The organism is Chelatococcus daeguensis, assembly GCF_001887265.1.
In the GTDB taxonomy this organism is placed as follows: Bacteria; Pseudomonadota; Alphaproteobacteria; order Rhizobiales; family Beijerinckiaceae; genus Chelatococcus_A; species Chelatococcus_A sambhunathii.
Genome location: NZ_CP018095.1, coordinates 667,501 through 685,698, shown reverse-complemented (window position 1 = coordinate 685,698; position 18,198 = coordinate 667,501). Strand labels below are relative to the sequence as shown.

Annotated in this window: 21 protein-coding genes (1 of these 21 only partly in view); 7 read left to right on the top strand and 14 right to left on the bottom strand. The window is 63.6% G+C overall.

The genetic code is table 11. The features are described 5' to 3' along the window. The first annotated feature begins 4 nt into the window (after positions 1 to 4). From BOQ54_RS03170 to BOQ54_RS03160, 3 genes are read left to right on the top strand one after another with little or no spacing between them, the layout of a single operon-like run. Positions 5 to 520: a hypothetical protein gene (locus tag BOQ54_RS03170; protein ID WP_145979714.1), complete on the top strand. Its 516-nt coding sequence runs from the start codon at positions 5 to 7 to the stop codon at positions 518 to 520. A gap of 10 nt (positions 521 to 530) precedes the next feature. Further along, positions 531 to 1,187: a hypothetical protein gene (locus tag BOQ54_RS03165; RefSeq protein WP_145979713.1), complete on the top strand. Its 657-nt coding sequence runs from the start codon at positions 531 to 533 to the stop codon at positions 1,185 to 1,187. 34 nt (positions 1,188 to 1,221) lie between these two features. After that, complete coding sequence (locus BOQ54_RS03160; protein ID WP_145979712.1) at positions 1,222 to 2,529, top strand: hypothetical protein; 1,308 nt, start codon at positions 1,222 to 1,224, stop codon at positions 2,527 to 2,529. 50 nt (positions 2,530 to 2,579) lie between these two features. Here the strand turns inward: BOQ54_RS03160 and BOQ54_RS03155 are convergent, their stop codons facing one another. From BOQ54_RS03155 to BOQ54_RS03120, 8 genes are all read right to left on the bottom strand, one after another. Then, positions 2,580 to 3,089 carry a hypothetical protein gene (locus tag BOQ54_RS03155; RefSeq protein ID WP_071923240.1) on the bottom strand — a complete coding sequence of 170 codons (510 nt, stop codon included), beginning with the start codon at positions 3,087 to 3,089 and terminating at the stop codon, positions 2,580 to 2,582. Between the two features lie 68 nt (positions 3,090 to 3,157). Continuing rightward, positions 3,158 to 3,451, bottom strand: coding sequence for a DUF736 domain-containing protein (locus BOQ54_RS03150; RefSeq protein ID WP_071923239.1), 294 nt, complete (start codon positions 3,449 to 3,451; stop codon positions 3,158 to 3,160). Positions 3,452 to 3,909: 458 nt separating this feature from the next. After that, the gene (locus BOQ54_RS03145; RefSeq protein WP_145979711.1) at positions 3,910 to 4,095 is read right to left on the bottom strand and encodes a hypothetical protein; all 186 of its coding nucleotides are present in this window, start codon (positions 4,093 to 4,095) and stop codon (positions 3,910 to 3,912) included. Positions 4,096 to 4,113: 18 nt separating this feature from the next. Beyond that, entirely contained in the window at positions 4,114 to 4,302 is a 189-nt protein-coding gene (locus BOQ54_RS03140) for a hypothetical protein (protein WP_071923237.1), read from the bottom strand. Positions 4,303 to 4,382: 80 nt separating this feature from the next. Next, complete coding sequence (locus tag BOQ54_RS03135) at positions 4,383 to 6,236, bottom strand: ParB/RepB/Spo0J family partition protein (RefSeq protein WP_071923236.1); 1,854 nt, start codon at positions 6,234 to 6,236, stop codon at positions 4,383 to 4,385. 56 nt (positions 6,237 to 6,292) lie between these two features. Continuing rightward, the gene (locus BOQ54_RS03130; RefSeq protein WP_071923235.1) at positions 6,293 to 6,652 is read right to left on the bottom strand and encodes a DUF2958 domain-containing protein; all 360 of its coding nucleotides are present in this window, start codon (positions 6,650 to 6,652) and stop codon (positions 6,293 to 6,295) included. Then, complete coding sequence (locus BOQ54_RS03125) at positions 6,649 to 6,828, bottom strand: hypothetical protein (protein WP_071923234.1); 180 nt, start codon at positions 6,826 to 6,828, stop codon at positions 6,649 to 6,651. Before BOQ54_RS03125 ends, BOQ54_RS03130 begins: the two co-directional genes overlap by 4 nt. A gap of 602 nt (positions 6,829 to 7,430) precedes the next feature. Then, positions 7,431 to 8,447: a transglutaminase domain-containing protein gene (locus BOQ54_RS03120; RefSeq protein WP_083585886.1), complete on the bottom strand. Its 1,017-nt coding sequence runs from the start codon at positions 8,445 to 8,447 to the stop codon at positions 7,431 to 7,433. Here BOQ54_RS03120 and BOQ54_RS20420 point away from each other — a divergent pair. Next, positions 8,346 to 8,612, top strand: coding sequence for a transposase (locus BOQ54_RS20420; protein WP_432431518.1), 267 nt, complete (start codon positions 8,346 to 8,348; stop codon positions 8,610 to 8,612). The genes BOQ54_RS03120 and BOQ54_RS20420 overlap by 102 nt on opposite strands. Positions 8,613 to 8,618: 6 nt before the next feature. Here the strand turns inward: BOQ54_RS20420 and BOQ54_RS03115 are convergent, their stop codons facing one another. After that, positions 8,619 to 9,530 (bottom strand): ArdC family protein, encoded by a 912-nt coding sequence (locus BOQ54_RS03115; protein ID WP_210187189.1) that lies wholly within the window; start codon positions 9,528 to 9,530, stop codon positions 8,619 to 8,621. A 528-nt stretch (positions 9,531 to 10,058) separates the two neighbouring features. Here BOQ54_RS03115 and BOQ54_RS03110 point away from each other — a divergent pair. Next, positions 10,059 to 12,119: a type IV secretory system conjugative DNA transfer family protein gene (locus BOQ54_RS03110; RefSeq protein ID WP_071923231.1), complete on the top strand. Its 2,061-nt coding sequence runs from the start codon at positions 10,059 to 10,061 to the stop codon at positions 12,117 to 12,119. Between the two features lie 90 nt (positions 12,120 to 12,209). Continuing rightward, a complete protein-coding gene (locus BOQ54_RS19965; RefSeq protein ID WP_186438020.1) occupies positions 12,210 to 12,371 on the top strand; it encodes a hypothetical protein in 162 nt (53 codons plus the stop codon). Between the two features lie 518 nt (positions 12,372 to 12,889). On the opposite strand, the gene BOQ54_RS03105 is transcribed toward BOQ54_RS19965, so the two are convergent. The 3 genes from BOQ54_RS03105 to BOQ54_RS03095 are packed head-to-tail and all read right to left on the bottom strand — an operon-like array spanning position 12,890 to position 14,884. Next, positions 12,890 to 13,885 carry a replication initiator protein A gene (locus BOQ54_RS03105; RefSeq protein WP_083585885.1) on the bottom strand — a complete coding sequence of 332 codons (996 nt, stop codon included), beginning with the start codon at positions 13,883 to 13,885 and terminating at the stop codon, positions 12,890 to 12,892. Next, positions 13,882 to 14,202: a hypothetical protein gene (locus tag BOQ54_RS03100; RefSeq protein WP_071923230.1), complete on the bottom strand. Its 321-nt coding sequence runs from the start codon at positions 14,200 to 14,202 to the stop codon at positions 13,882 to 13,884. Before BOQ54_RS03100 ends, BOQ54_RS03105 begins: the two co-directional genes overlap by 4 nt. Beyond that, positions 14,186 to 14,884, bottom strand: a complete 699-nt coding sequence (locus BOQ54_RS03095) for a ParA family protein (RefSeq protein ID WP_071923229.1) — start codon at positions 14,882 to 14,884, stop codon at positions 14,186 to 14,188. Before BOQ54_RS03095 ends, BOQ54_RS03100 begins: the two co-directional genes overlap by 17 nt. Before the next feature lie 402 nt (positions 14,885 to 15,286). Here BOQ54_RS03095 and BOQ54_RS03090 point away from each other — a divergent pair, with 402 nt between their 5' ends. After that, the gene (locus tag BOQ54_RS03090) at positions 15,287 to 16,372 is read left to right on the top strand and encodes an IS5 family transposase (protein WP_071923228.1); all 1,086 of its coding nucleotides are present in this window, start codon (positions 15,287 to 15,289) and stop codon (positions 16,370 to 16,372) included. A gap of 236 nt (positions 16,373 to 16,608) precedes the next feature. Here BOQ54_RS03090 and BOQ54_RS03085 read toward each other — a convergent pair whose 3' ends face one another. After that, positions 16,609 to 17,616: a nucleotidyl transferase AbiEii/AbiGii toxin family protein gene (locus tag BOQ54_RS03085; RefSeq protein ID WP_071923227.1), complete on the bottom strand. Its 1,008-nt coding sequence runs from the start codon at positions 17,614 to 17,616 to the stop codon at positions 16,609 to 16,611. Beyond that, positions 17,609 to 18,198 carry the 3' portion of a DUF6088 family protein gene (locus tag BOQ54_RS03080; RefSeq protein ID WP_071923226.1) on the bottom strand. Its footprint extends 7 nt past the window's final position, so only the last 590 of its 597 coding nucleotides appear in the window; the start codon falls outside the window, past its right edge; its stop codon occupies positions 17,609 to 17,611. The genes BOQ54_RS03085 and BOQ54_RS03080 overlap by 8 nt, the downstream gene beginning before the upstream one ends.

The following is an 18,198-nucleotide window of genomic DNA, read 5'->3' as shown; positions in this document are numbered from 1 at the left end:
GGGAATGAGTGCCGCGATGATCGCGGCGCTAGCTGGACTGCTTCTGGGCACCACTGGATCTGCCTCTGCGGACGCTCTCATCGTGCACAGCTTCGAATTCGTCGCAGGCGACGAGACATTGCTGGTCGGCACACTGCCCGATGCGGATATCCGCGCGGTCGCGGCCGGAGCGCCTGCCCCCGGCCTTAATGCCAAGGTCCTGCTCGGATCGCCAGAGCTCGGGCTCGGCCACCTTTGGGTCATCGTCCAGCTGGTGACGGACAAGACCTGCAATGCTCAGGGCGAGTGCAACATCCGCGTGCTCCATTCCAGCCCCAACGGATATGTGACCGTCGCCGATGTTATGGCGATCGATGTCGCCTGGATCGAGGATGGGAGCGAGCCGGTGACCCTGCTTTTTGCCGGACTGCAAGGACCGGCCATCTGGCGCTGGAACGGGTCAGCTTATGCCTTCGACCGCATCGGCGACGATGACCTGATGGATGCCTATTACGCCGCGACGGGCGGCGACACCTACTGAGGGGCCGCAGATGGCGCGCGCGACATCAAATGGTGGATCGCTCGTGTTACTTGCCGTCCTGATTTGGAGTACAACCCCAGCATTGGCAGGGGACTGGTTCGCGGTCTCCGATGATGTGCTTGGCTGGGGAACCGCCGCATGCAGCGCCGACGGGGACGCGGCGCGGTGCTTTGGTCTGCGCTGCAAGGCAGACAACCCGCCCCCGGGCGCGGAATGGTTCTTGTTTGTCGATGACGCGGGGCTGGTCGATGCCCCCCTGCAGGTGAACCTGTCGGTCGAAGGACGGATCGACGCCACCTTCTCCATGAGCCCGGTCACCTTGGGAGGTTATCTCCAGCACGTTACACCCCTCGATCTTCCGGGGCATTCGGATTTTCTGGATGCGCTGCAAGCCGGACAGCGCCTGCGGGTCACTGCCGGGGATTTACCGGCCTTTTCACTGGCACTGGCGGGCTCGCGGGCCGAGCTCACGCGCGCGCTGGCGGTCTGCGCCCCTTCCGGTCGTTCAGACCGCCCCGCCGCGCCAAGTTGCGATGCCGAATACCGCGCGCGCGTGCGGGAAGCGGAGCGCCTCGACACCGTTCCGAACGGTCGGCTTGCCGCTGAGGGCATGCGCCTCGATGCGGAGGCGCGGCTGAACCTGTGTCGTGCCGGGGTAAGGCCATGATCCAGAACCGCGATCTTGCACGAAAGGAGGACGGATGAAGGCGACGATTTCAGGAATTTTGTTGGCTCTTGCCCTTGTGGTTGTCGGGCCAATAAAGGGTCAGGCGCAAGAGGCACCCACCGAGGCGCAGGTCGCCGAGGGGCTGAGCTTCGAGATCCCGGCAATCTGGTCGGTTGAGTCCCTGACCATCCAGGCCACGCAGAATGTCGGCAGCATCGTCGATCCCGATATCCGGATGCGCATTCGCGCCACCGCGCGTCTGCAACAGGCGACCTTCGGCTTCGTGTCTCAGATCGACGACGTCACCGTGCTGGCGCCGGTCCTGCCCGAGGGCCATGTGGTCGAGCTTTTCGGCTTTGCCTCCGCGCGACTCTATCGCGGGGAATGGGAATATTCCTTTGATTTTCAGGGCAGCCCTTTCGAGGGCTCGGGCGCGCCGCGCAGCAGCTTTTCCGGGCGGACGGTTCTGCGCGACAGCCACGAGCATCGCGCAGTGATCGCCGAGGCCGAAGCGCGACAGCGCTCGGCTCGTGAAGCTCAGCAGGCCGCCATCGACCGCGACTCCGCGCGATTGCGCCATCTTCTCGGGCGAGGCGAGTTTCGCGGTGAGTCGAGCCAGGGCGGCTCGGTCTGGCCCTTCGAGGTCGTCGATGTTGTCCTTGATGCGAATGATCGCTTTACAGGTCAGCTGACCTGGCTGACGCTGTCATCGGTTCAACGGATCAACGGCATCATCACCAATGGCATGATGATCTTCGAGAATGTCGAGGACATCCAGCGTGGCGATGCCGTCCTGAATTGTGTCTATCGGCTGGCGCTGGATGGAAGGGAGACGGCGCTGGGCGGTTTCTCGGACTGCGCGCAGGGCCTTGTGCAGGTTGCCTTCTACCCCGAAGAGGTCATCGCAGAGCGTCGCGCCAGACGGGCCGCGGGCATTGTGATCCTGCGTGACGCACTGGCTGCCGGAGCAGCGGTTCAGGCGCGCTATGACGAGCCGGACAGATGGGGCTGTGCAAGATTGCCCTGCGGAAAACGAACAGTCAGCGAGTTCACGATCACCTTCGAGACATTCGACCCCAACGACAATCTGTTCAGTGGCGAGTCCTTATGGTCGTCCGGGTCGCGCTATGCCATCGAGGGTCGGATCGACGGCGAAACCATTGCGTTTCGCGAGACTGACATACGCGAGAACCCGTCCAACCGCGCGCCGGAGTTCCAGAGCTATCATGGGCGGATCGGAGCAGAGAGCGTGACGGGCATCGTCTGCCGGGACGCCGTGATCGACGCCCCCTGCCGCGATCCATACGCCACGGATACGCGCTTCTCGTTTGCGTTCCCGTGAGGCCCAAGGGAGACCGCCGCCCGGTTGCGGACGGCGGTCTCCCGGCCTGTTCAATCAAGGGCGATTTCCACTGACTCCGCGCCCTTCCATGGGCGCTCGGTGATGAGGTAGCCAAGGCGGTTGACGAAGTGGAAGCCGGACAGAAGGCAGAGGCCGTCGTCGTCATCGCTGCTGACGAGCGTCCAGACGCAAGCCGGATCGGCCGCACGAACGGCATCGAGTTCGGGGCCGAAGGTCTCGAACATGCACCCGTCGAAGGGCGCATCCTTGCGGATGGTGTTGCGGACAGGGCGATAGGCATCGCGCCAGTCGTCGTAACTGAGAGCGGGCGCGGGCGGCGTCGGCTCGGGATCGGCCGCCTCGCGGGCGACCTCCTGAAGGGCGAGCTTGAAGCCCGTGGCGATGCCGTCAGCTTCTTTCCACGCATCCCAGTCGTCGGGATCGTCGCTGTCCAAGGCGGTGGCGAGGCGGCGGTCGGCGTCTTCGGCGAGGCGTTTGGCCTCGGCGTGCAGGCGTTGCAGATGGATGTCGGTCAAAGTGATCATGTCAAAATCGTCCATTCATTAAATCGTCAAACTATCGGGGGAGGCAGGGCCGCCCGCCGTGTGGCGGGCGGCGTCGCCTGCGGTCAGCGGCTCCAGATGAGGGCGAAGCCTTTGTCCTGCTCGACCAGGTTGGCGTAGATCGGGGCGGCGAAGCTCGGGTCGTCCAGCTTGACCGAGATGTACTCGTTGCCGCCCTTGGAGGTGCGGTGCCAGGCCGCGCCGATCTCGACAGCGCCCGCCTTGACGCGGAAGTCGGGGGCGGCGTCTGCGGTTTTCTCGACGCTGGTGATCGCGACCTTGGTGGCCTTGACGCCGAGGGTCTGGATGGTGCCGGTGAAGCCGCTGTCGGTCCTGGTGAAGGTGCCGATGGTTGCCATGATGAAAGTCTCCTTTGTTTGGTTCTGGCGGTCGCGCCCATCGCGACCTTTCCATGGCCCATGAGAGAGACCGTCGAAGCACGGACCCGCACCCGCAGGGCGGAACGCAGTGGGAGACGGCAAGCGGGCTGTTTCTTGTTTCGCGAGGAATGACCGCAGGTCAGGGGAAGAAACCGACCGCGCGCCGTTGCGGGGACGGGCGACGGGCTCAGATGTGGCCATGAGAGGAAAGGACGCAGAAGGGCGGCTGATCCGCGCCAAACAGAGGCAAGACGCGCTGGCGACCTCGGCCCCCTTCACCCGACACGCGGCCAATCGGCCTCCGTCCTCTCTCGGCCTCCGGCCAAATCGCGTCCCCTGCGCAATGAGAAACCGCCCCGCCCCCTGACGGGAGCGAGGCGGCGCTGTGGGTCGGTGCATGGCCGCACCGTCCTCGATGCGGCGCACGGGATCTTCAGTCAGCGGGGGCTCGACCCGCTTCGGATCGCTCTGAAAATCCAACCGAGGATGAGCAGGACGTAGAACAGCCCCAAGGCTGCCAGCGGGACGACGACCAGCACCGCGATGAAGGCGTCGGCGCTGCCGGTTCGGGTGCTGACGAAAGCGGCGAGGATGATGAGCGCGAGGGTCACGATGATCGGCATGGCCATGGCTCCTGACCGTCAGGGGGACGGCGGCGGGCCACGGAACGCGGCCAGCAGCTTACCGATAATCCAGAGCACGATGGCGGTGACGGGAATGACGAAGGGCACGGCGACGATCGTCCAGAGGAAGTTCTCGGGATTGCCCGTGACGTGGGCGATGTAGGCGGCGAGGATAAAGAGCGCGAGCGCGCCAAGGATGGTGGGCATGGGGCACCTGTCGGATGAGGAATTGACGAATTGAGGAAAGGACGAAGCCCGCCCATTGCGGGCGGGCTTCGCTGGACGGGTCAGGCCGCGTGGGCGGGCTGCACATCCTCGGCGACGGCGGGCGTGGGGAAACCGTCGCCAATCGCGTCATCGGCCTCGATGTCGGCCTCGACCTCGGTCACGTCCTCGGCCACGTTGCCGCTCTCGACCTCCAACCCGCCGAAGCGCATGGCCTCGGGCAGCCACGCATTGGCGCGGGCCTTCAGGTCGGCGGCGATCAGCTTGTCATCGGCGGCGCAGCGCTCGAAGTGACGGGCAAGGGCAGCGGCCAGCTGCGTCTTGTTGTAGTCCTTGAGCGCCCCGAGGCGGGTCACAGCACCCGTCTCCTTGGCGATGGCCTCCAGCTGATCCTTGCGGCGGCGGGTGAGGAACGCCTCGTCGGGGCACCAATGATCCCGCATCGACACCCCGAGATCGCTGGCCACGCGGTTGAACAGGCTCGCGCCCGCGTCCAGCGCGTCCATGTTGCCCTGACCAAAGGTCAGCGTGGTCAAGAGAAGATGCAGCGCATCGAGCGCGGCATCATCGAGGGCGGTCACGGCCTCGTAGAGCGCCAGCGGCTCCTTTTGCGGACGCAAGAGCGTCTCCCACGCCCCACGGTCGGGTGACAGATAACGGCTGGTCAGGGTGGCGGCGATGTCGAGCGCCTCCATCACCGTCAGTGCCGCCCCTTCCACCGTGGCGTAGGTCTCGGGCTTGCCGTCTTCGCCCGCGAAATAGCCCAAAGCTGGATGGGCATCGAGACGCGCCCGCGCCGTGAAGTCACAGGCGTTCAGCATCGTCACCACGGCCACCTCCCGCGCCTTGCGGGGGTTCGCCAGAAGCCCCGCCATGACGGCGAGCGACTTGTGGGCGGCGGCCATGCGGATGACCGCGCCCGTATATTCGGGCTTCTCCTTCGGCGCGGCGGGATGGTCGGCGGTCTCTTCCGCCACGCTCGGGCGCACCTCGCGGCGCGCAAGCCCTTGCCGCACCTCGACACGGCCTGACGGCTTGAAGTGGATGACCACCCCGCCCGTCTCGCCCTGCTCGGCATCGGCCTCTCGGTACTGCCACCATGCGGCGTAGCTGTCGGTCAGGATGTCCACGAAGGCGGCACCCGCCTCGCGGTGATGCGCGGCCAGCGCTTCGACGGCCTCGGTCTGGAGCCGAAGGAACTGCTCGGCATCGTCGAAAACAGTGCTGTCCTCGTCCGCGAACAGGTCGGACGTGGTCGTGCCCTCGTAGCGTTCCAGCGGAAAGATCGCCAAGGACAGGGCGGGCTTCTCGCCCGTCAGCCAGTCGCGGATGTCGTCGGCATCGTAGCGATAGCCGCTTTCCAGCCGCTCGATGACGGCGCGCTGCTGCTCGGCACTGCCCAGCGTCAGCGCCTCGGCGGCGGCAAGGGAAATCTCGCCGTTCCGCACAAGCGCCTTCACCTCGTCGGTAAGGCTCGCCAGCGCCACACGGCGCTTGACGGTCAGCACCGACACGCCCGCTTTCGCGGCCACGTCTTCGAGGCGCGCGCCCTGCCCCAAGAGAAGGGCGAAGGCTTCGGCCTCGTCCATCGGGGGCAGTTGCTCGCGCTGGATGTTCTCGACGGTTGCCAGACGCAATGCGTCGGCCTCGGTCAAATCAGCGCGCACCTCGACGGGCACGGGATAGTCCTTCCCGATGTCGCCGCGCTCGACCAACAGGGCGAGCGCGCGCCAGCGCCGTTCGCCCGAAACGATGCGGAACTTCCGGCCGTCCTTGCGCACGACAAGGTTTTGCAGAAGGCCGTCCGCCTTGATCGAGGCGGCAAGCCCCTCGATGGCGGCGGCGTCGATGCTGCGGCGGGGATTGGCGCCCTCGGTCAGGGCGAGTTTCGAGAAGGGGATGGTTTCGATGGTCATGGGTTCGGTTCCTTTCGATTGGGTAAGCGCCCGCGCCGTGACGCGGGCGCGGGATGTCAGGCGCTGATACGCCCGTGTTCGTTCGCCTCGGCGGCGTAGGCCGTCAGGCTCTTGGTCGGCTTGAAGTGGAGGTCGCGCTCGACGGGCAGGCCAAGACGGCCACGCAGGGCAGCAATCTCCGACAGGCGCACGCTGCCCAATTCAGGGCATCCCATGCCCAAATCGCAGAGGCCGAAGGCGATGTCCTCGTCATCGGGGTCGAGTTCGGACAGCAGCCACGTACACGCCCCGTCGGGCGTGAACAGCTTCACCACAGGCCAGAAGTCGTGGGTGTCGCCGTCATCCGCCATGCGTTCGGCGTTCGCCCGCCCGTTGGCCAGCATGCGGGCGCGTTGTTCGGCGGTCAGCAGGTTCATCGGCCTGCCTCCCGTCCGTCATGGTCGGTCAGGCGCATCGTGTCGGTCACCGCGCAGATGGCGGCGGCGGGCTGGCCGTCCGCGAAGCAGGAGAACAGGGCGAAGTTGGAAAACGCGCCGCTGGTCAGCGCCTCGAAGGCGCTGCGATGGTCTGGTGTGATGTTGGTCTGGCTCATGGCCGAAGTCCTCCGTTCAGTCGTTCAAGGCTGCGAAGGACACCCACGCCCCGCGCATTACCCTCTGCCCAGCGGCGAGCGACGACAGACGGTGGAGTGCGAGGACGTGTCTGGATTGAGCCTGGCGGCGGCGCGCCGACATCCGACGGGCTCCAAGGGAGCCGCCCCGTCAGGGGGCATCCGGCCAACACGGGAGGGCGGCGTCAGCCGCCCGAATGGAGCGGGCAGGCCGGACGGCGACCTTGGGCAAGCCCGGCGGGGTCGGCACAAGCTGGCAGAAGAGGGTATCGCGCCAAGGCGCGATCAGAGGATCATCTCCGGCCCAGAGGGCCGTCCGCCGCCGCCGCATCGGGCAGCGTCAGCGCGGGTCCCGATATGGCGGCGATGGGGGCGTTGCGGGGTCTCCCCGCTCGAAAGGGGTGCGCCGAAGACATCTTGGCTGAGGCCAGGGGAAAGGCGTTTCCCCAAAGGATGCTCCATCTTCAGGTGCTAGTTTTCACTCGCAACAGATCTTCATTGCGACATTGCCTCCAACGATTAACGCACTCATCAAAAACAGGAAAAATACTATTACAATGAAAGCCACCATCGTTCTCAGGCAATCATTTAGATTCATTTTCATTCTTCCTGGCATCGATCAGAATCCCAATAAGACAATATATCAGCAATCCAAATACAATAAATGGAAACACAACATGTACAAACAAATTTACGGCGTTCAAAACCTCATAAAGTCTAACCCTATTGTCGATGTGCGCATATCGAAGATGCGGCCCCCTATACCAGCGCACCGGGAGAACCTTTGAAACGTACCAAGGGAAACTCTCATTGACCTCAAAGAATATATGATTGAGCAGCGCAAAGTACGAAATGTGGAAATCTTCAAGCCGCGCTGGATAAGAAACCTCTCCATAGAATACTGTTTCAACATCCCCGGTCCTTCCCGATGCCCAGAATCGATATAAATCTAGAACGCCCAGAAGTTCGCCGCCCGACCGAAACGAGACATTGAAGGTAGGGTCATAGATGACCCATCGGCCGCCAATTGCGATCTCAACTGTGCTGTGGCTATCTATCCACTCGCCGAGGTTGCGCACCAGAGTAACACGACGGGCGGGAACTCCGGCTTCGTTGAGGTTCCCGACGAACAGCTTCGCCATGCCAGCGCACATCAGCGCGCCGCCCGCGGCTGCGTGCCGCGTCAAAACATCAAGGTCGAAAGATCCAGGCTCAGAGCCGACATTCTTTACGGCATTCATCGTGTCACGAAGAATGGCTACCACGCGATCATGCTCTCTGTGCGGCAGAGATTCAGCCGGTGGCTCGGCAAGGGCGGGCACATGAACGAGACGCCGCGCCAGTCCGAAATCATGCAGCGCCAAGAAAAACAGCACGTTGAGCGCAAAAAGAATGCAAGCTACGGCAGCAAGTCTATTTACGCGTATCTGTGATGTTTGGATTATTTTCATACTATATAAAAACATATACTTGAGAAAATACAATTGGATTGCCTTGCCATGCCGCGAAGTCCTTTTAGAAATGTTTTGATTATCAAGAGATGCGAGATACTTGATACTACGTCTATCCTTGCACTGATCGAGGAAGCGCAGGCAAATCATGGAATCTCAATACGTGCGATCTGTCGTGCCGCAGGAGTTTCCACGACATCCTACTACCAGTGGCGCGCCGGACGAGGCATCATGCCGGAGACGCAAGCTGCGGTTCGCAGCGCAATCCGGCAATTGACAAAGCGTGCGCAGTCGCAGCTGGAAGCCGAGAAATGAGGCCGCCTAAGCGGCGGCCTCGGTGATGTCGGCTGCTTGCAGCCCGGCGAGGAAGTCCGTCGCCTTGGCCGCTTGGCTGGCGGCGGTGAAGATGGCCTTCTTGTCGGCCTTGAGCACCTTCAGCCAGTTGTCGATGTAGGCGGCGTGGTCGGGACGCGGGGTAAGCGTCACGCCCAGGTCGGCGCACAGGAACGCCGCGCCCAGCTCGGCCACGAGTTCTTCCATCGCATAGGCGTCGTCGCCGAAGCGCTTGCCGAACTGGCGATCGCAGCGGTTCGGAGCGCCGGAATAATGCACCAACTCGTGCAGGAGCGTGGCGTAGTAGCTCTCGGTCGCCGTGCTGGTCCCGGTGCCGAGGAAGCGCTCGCGCTCGGGCATCTGGATGATGTCGTCGGAGGGACGATAGAAGGCGCGCGTGCCGCCGTGACGGATGATCGCGCCGGTGGCGGTGATGAAGCGGTCAGCGGCTGCCACGGTGGCGACGGGGTCCTTCGGCTCTGGGAGCGCAGGCGCCTCGTAGCCGTCCACCTGGTCGGCGTTGAAGACCCAGCTCGCGCGGGCCATCAGGCGCTTGCCGTGCTCGGTTTCGCCGGTGTCGTCGTTGCGCTCTTCCACGTCGAACTCCTTGTAGAAGACCACGAGGCTCGACTTCTCGCCTTTGCGGACCTGAAAGCCATTGGCCTGCCACTGTCGGTAGGTGCCCCAGGTGCCGGTGGTGAAGCCGCGGGCTTGGGCGGAGGCCCAGAGACTGACGACGTTGATGCCGCGATAGGCTTTGGCGGTGTCGATATTGACGGGGCGGTTCAGGCCCTCGCCGCTGCGGTGCCAGGGCATCTGCCAGTCGCCCGCTCCCGCCTCGATGGCGGCGATGATGTTGTTCGTGACCTGGGTGTAAACGTCGATGCGTTCTGCGGTCATGGTTCCTCTCCTTGTCTTTGCGACCGCGCCCATCGCGGCCGTCCGATGGCGACCGGAGAGGCAGGGGCAAGACGGGCGGCGCATCCACACGGGCTGGAGGGAACCGGAAGACGGCGGGCGGGCTGTTTCTTGAAGCACCGCGTCCGCGAGGAATGCGGCCTCGGCCGCAGGGGAAGAAACTGACCGACCGCCGTTGCGCCGCACGGCATCCCTGCCAGGTCAGCCAAACCTGAGGACGGCTCGTGGGCAGCGATCAGCGACAAGGATTGGAGGAACCTCGCCAACGAAAGTCGTGATACCCGGACACAGAACGACCCCGCCAGCGGTGGCGGGGCCGATTTGGAGAATGTTGCGATGCCCACTGGCGCAGGGCACCGAGGGCTTATGGCCGCAGGCAACAATCCGTCCCTGACAGCCTGAAACGGAACGAGCGTCAGAGGTGGCCGCTCAAGTCATAGGAAGAACAGGCAAATCGGGTTACAACCAAACGGAAGAACAAAGGAGGCTGGTCAGCGGCGGAGGGCAGCCATGGTCTGGGGCAAGCTGTTCGGTTGGGGCAAAGGCGGGAACGAGCCGATCCGATGGACGGGCGGGTCGTTCCATGTGGCTTGGTATCGGTCGCTCGACCCGGAATGGCGAGAAGCCCTCCGGATCATTACCGACGACCCCTACATGGAGCACATGTTCAAGGTCCGCCTGTGGCAGGAGCTGAAATCCGGCGATCTGGAGAAGTTCCGAGCACAACTCCGCAGTACGTTTCCGATGCTTCATCCCGACAGCCAGGCAAGGCTGAAGTCGATCAGCGCGTCGGCCGCATGGGCGTCCTTGCAGCAGCTGGAGAGCGGACGGTTCATCCCGGAGAAGGGGGAGCCCTGGCCGGAGGACACGATCGAGCTGGCGAGGTTCGCCCTTCCGTATGTTGACGAAGACGGTGGGCAGACGACGCTGTTCTACCCGATCCACTTCCATGGCGAAGGCCATCTGCTCACGGTCGCCCCGACGGGGGCAGGCAAAGGCCAGCGCTTCATCCTGCCGACGCTGCTGAAGTTCGAAGGCCCCGTTGTGGTGCTCGATCCCAAGGGCGAGAACTACAAGGAGACGGCGTGGTGGCGAAGCCTCTACGGGCAGGTCTTCAAGTTCGCCCCCGGTCAGCCTGACTCCGACAGCTACAACCCGCTCGATAGGGTGAAGAGCTGGGACGATGCGCGGCTGGTGGCCGACCTGATGATCGTGCCCCAGAGCCGCGATCCGTTCTGGGACGATTCCGCGAAAGTGCTGCTGAGCGGCCTGATCTACTACGTGGTCAGCACCCGTCCGCCCGGCCTCCGGAACATGGCGGAGGTGCAGAGGCTCCTGGCGGCCTCGAAGGAGGAGCATGACCGCATGCTCGAAGAGCTGAAGGCATCAGGCGACCAGCGCCTGCGCCAAGCCGGCAATCTCATCGAGAAGCAGACCGACGGGCTGCGCATGTCAATCACGACGACCTTGCACACGCAGCTCGAGGTGTGGAGTTCCGACCGGGTACGGGCGGTCACCTCGACAACGACGCCGGGATTCACGATGGAGGACATCCTCGTGACGGCCAACAACGATGCGGTGGCGGCCTCGAAGGAGAAGAGGTGGTACGGCTGGCAGGACAAGGGCGAAGGGCAGGTCGAGCGGGGGGCATCGGGATCGGTCTATCTGATCGTGCCCCCGGAAGAGATGCGCGCGACGCTCACGGTGCTACGCGTCATCCTGGGCCAGCTCCTGAGCGAAGCGATCCGGGTGCGCAAGGAGATCATGGAGCGCAACGCAGCCGACAAGGAGCTGCATCCGAAGTTCCTCAACTACCCGATCACCTTCTTCCTCGATGAGATGCCGCAGCTCGGCTACATGGGCATCATCGAGAACGCGGTCGCGATCACGCGCAGCTACAAGATCAGGATGTGGCTGTTCACCCAGGACATCGCGCAGCTGAAGGAGGTGTACCCGAAATGGGAAAGCCTCATCGCCAACTGCCGCTGCCAGATCTACTTCCGCCCGAACGATACCGCCACCGCGGCCCATGTCTCGGCGCGCCTTGGCCGGAAGCGCGACATCTGGGGCAAAGAGGACTGGGTGGCGTCGCCGCAGCAGCTCATGGGCACGGAGTTCTGGGAGGATTGCGTCATGTTCCAGGACGGCCTGGCCATTCGTGCCCGCATGCAAACGCCGCTGTTCGCGGACCCGGATCACAAGGAGTGGGTCGAGGAGAACCAGGCGAAGTACGGCAAGGAGGTACTGCGCGCGCCTCGCGTCGCGCCGCTTCCTGTCCCGGAAACGAGACCGCCTGTGCCCGCCGAGGGGTCAAATGCGGTCGCGGCGGCACAAGCCCCGGCGCCATCTTCTCCTGGCGCTCAGGATGACGCCGTCGATCTGGAAGATGACGCCGAATATCAGGCAGAACTCGCCGCGCTCCAGGCGCGGATGCGTGCCCGCAAGAGCGGCTCCCCGCCCGCTGCCGCCGCGAGCCCGCCCGACGATGGCGGCCCCAGACCGCTTGAGCGGCCTTCTGGTTCATCCGAGACGCCGCGCCGCCCACCTGCCCCTCCCAGCTTCGACGAATGATCTGAGAGGACTCCCAGCGCGCCACACGCCCCTTCAAAACCCGATAGCCAACAGAAAGGAGCGCCGCCAATGAGATGGATAACGGAGAATTTGACGACGATTGTCGTGCTCGGCGTCATCGCCGTCGGGCTGTATGTCTGGGTGATGCGCAAGAAGTACGCAGAATCCTTCAAGGATGAAATGGCGCGCACTCAGGCGGAGAGGCAGGCACGCCGCGACGAGGCTGAACGCCTTCGGAACAAGGATTCCTGATCCAACGATAAGGCACCTGCCGCAGGTTGACGGGAGTGCAGAGCGGGGTCCTCAACTCGGACCCGTTCGGGAGCCCATTGCCGCCGGTGCAGCGCGCTCGCTGGTTTCCGAATGACACTTTTTCGGTGAAACATCATCCAGGCAGCGGTCGATATTGCTCGGCCTCCCAGGTAACGGCCCGGATCGGTCGGGCGAATATTTATCGTCAAATTCTGAGGCATTAGATGGTGATGGGTCATCCGATGGACTATCGGCAGTTATCCACAGGCCAGGCCGCTTGATGTGCGTTTTCTTTAGTTTTATTTAAGTTTTAAATAGTTTTAGGCGTGAGATTTTTTTCTTTCCACCAAGAAAACTGCGGCTTTCAGTGTATACAAGGTCCGCAATTTCCACTTTTTGGTCCGCAATCTCCACTCTGAAGTCCGCAATTTCCACTTTTTGGTCCGCAATTTCCACCGCGAGGCGGAATCGGAGTCAAATTTATCAACAGCCGACATATACCGGTGGAAATTGCGGACCTATGCTTGATCACTGGATGCGAGCGCCACTTCGCGACACTGCATATGGAGTTGCGGGCCGTCCGCTCCCCTGACCTCCTTGAGGTGATAGCCAGGCAGATTGTCGGCTTCGATGAGCTTTCGCAAATCGCTGGTGAACTTCTTCAGCGGCCGTGTGGAGCCACTGCGGGCATGCACGGTCGTGAAGGAATAGATGGCGCTGCTGTTACCTGCCGCCTTTCGCGCGAGGCGGTAAATGAAGCGCGCCAATCCCTTCTTGAGCAGGAAGTAGTCGGGGTCGATGGTCAGGACCGCCGGATTCTCGTGACTCGTCACGCTGTCGTAAATCCAATCGGGGATGATAATCTCGATGGTCGCAATCCGTCCGCTGTCGGTTCGGGAGACAACATCCGCGCCTGCGAGAAGCGGAAAGTAGCCCGTGCGACGGGTGCGCTTCACGCCGTTCGTGCGCGTGATTTCGATAAAGGTCCCTTGCAGACGACGTAGGGAGTCCTCCAGTGCGTCGTAGGAGTTTCCGCCTTTCGGTACGCGGCAGAACTTGAAGACCTCGACGCTGTTGGGACGGAAGATTTTGGAGGGCTTATGCCCCCGACCCTGCCGATGGCGGCGCGTTTCGTCGGCCAGATGGCTGACCATCATCAGGACCACGTCGTAGTCCATGATTGTCGCCATGCCGTGAGCGCCGCCAGCAACCGTAACAGTGACGCCCGGCAGTTCATGGCGGATAATGTCGCCCTTTCGGGTCTGGCTCTTTGCAAGGCGAAAGACCGCGATGTCCATAAGGTCGAGGCCGTCCTTGATGGGCACGTCCTGGACCGCCGGAACGAAGAAATCCGGCTGATTGTCATTGGCGGGAACCGCTCTCTTTGTCAGGCCTTTCGTTTTCGCCTGGTTTTCCGGGGAAGCGGCGAGCGTCAGCTCAAGCTGCTTCAAGTGCCTACGAAGGGTCGGGTCGCGCACGTCATCAGCACTTACCTTGTCTTTCGCTGTCGTCATTCGACGGCCTCTCTGGCACGGCTTTGCAGGTCATAGGCGTCGAGAAGGCGGATCAGGAGTTCTTCTCCGCTCGCCACCTCCAGCTCGTAAGCGAGCTTCCAGAACCGCTCCTTTACGGCAGGCCGTATCGCGACGTTGAGCTGCGCGGTGCGGGGTGTAGGGCGCCGATACATACGAGCATCCGCGACGGCTACGGCACCCTCCCGAGTGGTGAAGCCCAGTTCCTCGGCCACCTGCCGTGCCGGAGCGGGATCGGCCACCGGCGTCGGCTTGAAGGCATCGAGATTGAGTGGGGGACGGTTACGCGGCTCGGCCATTGTTCGGCTCCTTCTTGTTGGCAATCAGGTCGATGACAGCCGCGGCAACGGCTTCGGCGTTCTCAATGGCTGCTTCCGGGTTATGGACTTCGGCACCGGACAGGTCGTAGAGCGTCCCCCCGAACTGCATCATGGCTCGGAAGGCAGCACGTTCGGTGAGTTCCGTAGGCAGGCAGAAGACACCGTTGGCCTCCAACTCCTGCCGCAGATGCGCGAGGTCGCGGGAGCGGATCGCCGGAGACGTGGCCGTAAACAGGACTGCATGTCGGATACGTCGGCGATATGCCTGCTCCTCGCGCTGGATGAGCGCAATGACGCGAGTCGTCTGGTCGGCGTCGAGCTGGCTGCCGCGCATGGGCACGATAACCACGTCGGCTCGGCCGATAGCGTAGGAGACAGCAAGGTTGGCAGTGCCCTCAAGGTCCACGAAGACGAAGGCATTGCGTTGCGCCTCCCGGTCGATGGCGTCGAGGATGGAGCTTTCGCTCACGTCCGGCACAACGGTCAGCAAGCCGGGCACGCGGCTGGGGTCGCGACTGGCCCAGGCTTTAATGGGTTGATTAGGGTCGGCGTCCAGCAGGGCGACGGAGGCGTTCGACCGAACGAGCACCTGGGCGAGAGCGAGAGCGGAAGTCGTCTTTCCGACGCCGCCTTTGGAGTTTGCGAATACGATTGTCGGCATTTTTTCTTTTCATGGTAGCCGAGGGTATCGGTCGGCTACAACAATAATATTCACTATTTGTTCTCTATCCGCCCAGGTGACGGCTCTTGCCCTGCTAGCGGTCAGAAACCGAACGACGAGCGAAAAGCCGAAGAACGGGCCGAGCCTATGCCGCCATTGGGCGGCTAGCCACTAGGCGGACAACAGGCTGTGCTCGCCGACATTGCGGGCGGCGTTGGGCTTGTGACTTTGATCGCTAAATGGCGGGGGTTCTTGACCGGTAAATGGCGTACTTGACTGAACGAATAGTGAGGTCCGCCATTCCTCGATCCCCGCATAGATCTGGAGACCTCCGGAAACTGACTGGTGTTGCCGCGCGGGGCGTGATTCCGTCTGGTTGAGGCGGCAGCGAGCGAGGTTCGGATGTCCGGAGGTCAGCGAGGGTTCTGGGATGTGCAGGAGCGTCTGCGGGAACTCTCCGCACAGGGCGATCCGCTGGAGAAGCTCGCGGCGACGGTGGATTTCGAGATGTTCCGGGCTGACCTCGACGCAGCCTTCGGGCCGCGGGATCGCGCAAAGGGCGGGCGGCCTTGCTTCGATCCGGTGCTGAAGTTCCGCATGCTGGTGCTGCAGGCGATGCACGGGCTGTCGCTGGCGCAGACGGAGTACCTGGTGGCCGACCGGCTGAGCTGGATGCGCTTCTGCCGCCTCGGCCCCGGCGATGCGGTGCCGGACGCCAACACGCTGTGGGATTTCCGTGAGGCACTGATCGCCGCCGGCGCGCTCGACGCGCTGTTCGCTCGGCTCGACCGGGCGATCACCGAGGCGGGCTATCTGCCGATGGCCGGCCAGATCGTGGACGCGACGCTCGTTGCGGCGCCGCGCCAACGCAACACCGAGGCCGAGAAGGCGCGCATCAAGGCGGGCGAGAAGGCCACCGACATCTGGTCCGACAAGCCGGCCAAGGCGCGCCAGAAGGACACCGACGCGCGCTGGACGGTGAAGTTCTCCAAGGCCAAGCCCACTGCCGAGGGCAAGCCGCAGGTCGACATCGCTGTCCCGGCGTTCGGCTACAAGTCGCACATCTCGATCGACCGCCAGCACGGGGTCATCCGGCGCGGCAAGACAACCGATGCCGCGGCGCATGACGGCGCGCGGCTGCGCGAGGGGCTGATCGACCCGAACAACACCGCCGCCGACGTGTGGGCCGATACGGCCTATCGCTCGGCGGAGAACGAGCGGTATCTCGCGGGCATCGGCAAGGTCAGCCGCATCCATCGGCGCAAGCCGCCGGGCCGGCCGATGCCGAGGCGCACCGCCCAAGCCAACGCCGCCAAGTCCGCGGTGCGCGCCCGTGTCGAGCATCCGTTCGCGCATCAGAAAGGGGTGATGGGGCTGGTGATCCGCACCATCGGCATCGCCCGCGCCCGCGCCACCGTCACGCTCGCCAACATGGCCTATAACATGAAGCGATGGTGCTGGCTCGACAGGAGAGGTCTGCCCGCCTGAGCCGCAGGCCGCTCGGAACACGCCCCAACAGCCCAACAGGGGCCTTCAAGCGGCCCCTCCGTACCCTCGCCATCCCCCGGAGACGCCAATCCAACCGCCGCTCCCGCGCCCGCCGCAGGGTTGTCGGAGGTGTCCATCTTCTTGCTCAGCTTCGGCGAGGTGCTGAATTCTAACAGCGAAAGAGTTAGCATTCAGCACGATGTTAGTATCGAGCCGAACCTGCGCAGCTGCGACTCTTACCGATTAGCTTTTTCTTCGATGTGTCTGCATCTCTCCATGAGCACCTCGAAGGTCTCCGGATCGCTCAGTAGCAGGCCGTCATCGACCATCTGGTGGTAGTCGTCGGCGAGCGCCTCGTAGGCATCGCCGTTGGGAACGAGGGACAAACGCCCGAGGACGGCCGCTTGGTAGTCGATCGGCTGGCCATCCTCGTCCTTCTCGGCGAAGAACATGGCCTTGTGGCGGGCGACGGCCTCAGCGAGTTCCCGCTCAAGGAGAGCGGCATCCACATGCCCGGCCTCGTCGAGGCGCGCGAGGTCATGCCAATGACGCGCGAAACGGTGTCCGCGGATGCGGCCTTGCAGGCAGAACACATGTACCGCCGTCGCCTTTTCCCAAAAAGTGCGCTCGACGCGCATGATGCGCGGCTCGGCCGCAGGGAAGACCAGCCCTGTCAGATGCGGCGCCGCATCACAGATGACTGGACGCTTGTCCGCCGGCTCGCCGGTCGATCGCGCCCCGAACTCCAATAGAACCGAGGGGCTCACATAGCCGGTGCCCGTCGCCAGTGGCTCATAGTCGATGAAGATTTTGTCATCCTCGATCCGCAGGGTTGCCGCCAGCTCGTCGCGCCCGAGCGCCTCTTGCAGCACTGGGGCGACCGAGTCCGTTATCCAGTGGGGCAGACGGCGTCTGACTTCGCGCGTCCATTTCTGCTCCTGACTTCGGTTCGGCGGGAGCGGCTCAGCGCCGTCTCCGGTCAGGTCGGGCGCAAGCGCACGAATGTCGTAGGTCAGATCGACGTCTTCGGAAAAGCGCTGGATGGCGCCATAACCCTTCGACAGCGAAGTGCCGCCTTTGAAGACCAGATGCTCGGCGAAAGGCGCGCCGAACAACGTCGCGAGCGACCAGACGACCCAGACATCCTTTTCCAGAAGATGGATCGGCCGGCCGCTGGCGGTTGCGGCGACCCCGAGAGCGTCACGACGCTCATTGGCTGAGAGTTGAAGAAACGCCTCAGCCATTCACGACGACCTCACTCACTTGCTTGGCGAGCCAGGACGGAAGAACGGCGCGCGCCGAGGCGATCTCGTTCAGCTCTTGCGGTGACAGCTTGTGCTTAAGCGCGCGCAAGGCTTCCACGGCCTTCTCGGGGCCGAGCCATGCGAGCGCCCTCAGCACCTCGCCAGCCGGATGGTTGCCGAGAGCGAGCTGCCAGCGCGGCGCGTGGCGGAGTTCCACGACCTCAGAACCGAGCTTGAGACGACGGCTCGGGCCGGAGGTGAGGTAGACAGAGCGCACGGGAACCTGCGTGGTGAGGCCGAGCTTGTTCGCCGCTGCGGCACCATGAGGCGCGACGGTCTCGCCCTTGATGCCGGCGACGTGCTCGACCACGGCGGAGGCGGACGGCGCACGCTTGCCGAAGCGGCTTTCCACAGGCCGGACATAGACGCCGCGGCTGACCCGCATGAAGTGACCGCGCTTCACGAGCCGAGAGAGGGCTTGGTCCACGGCTGCACGGCTGCCCAGGTGCAGCAGTTCCTTGGCGCAGATCGTCGCTCCCTCGGGAAGCCCCTCGGTACGCTCCAGAATGGTCTTGGCCAGCG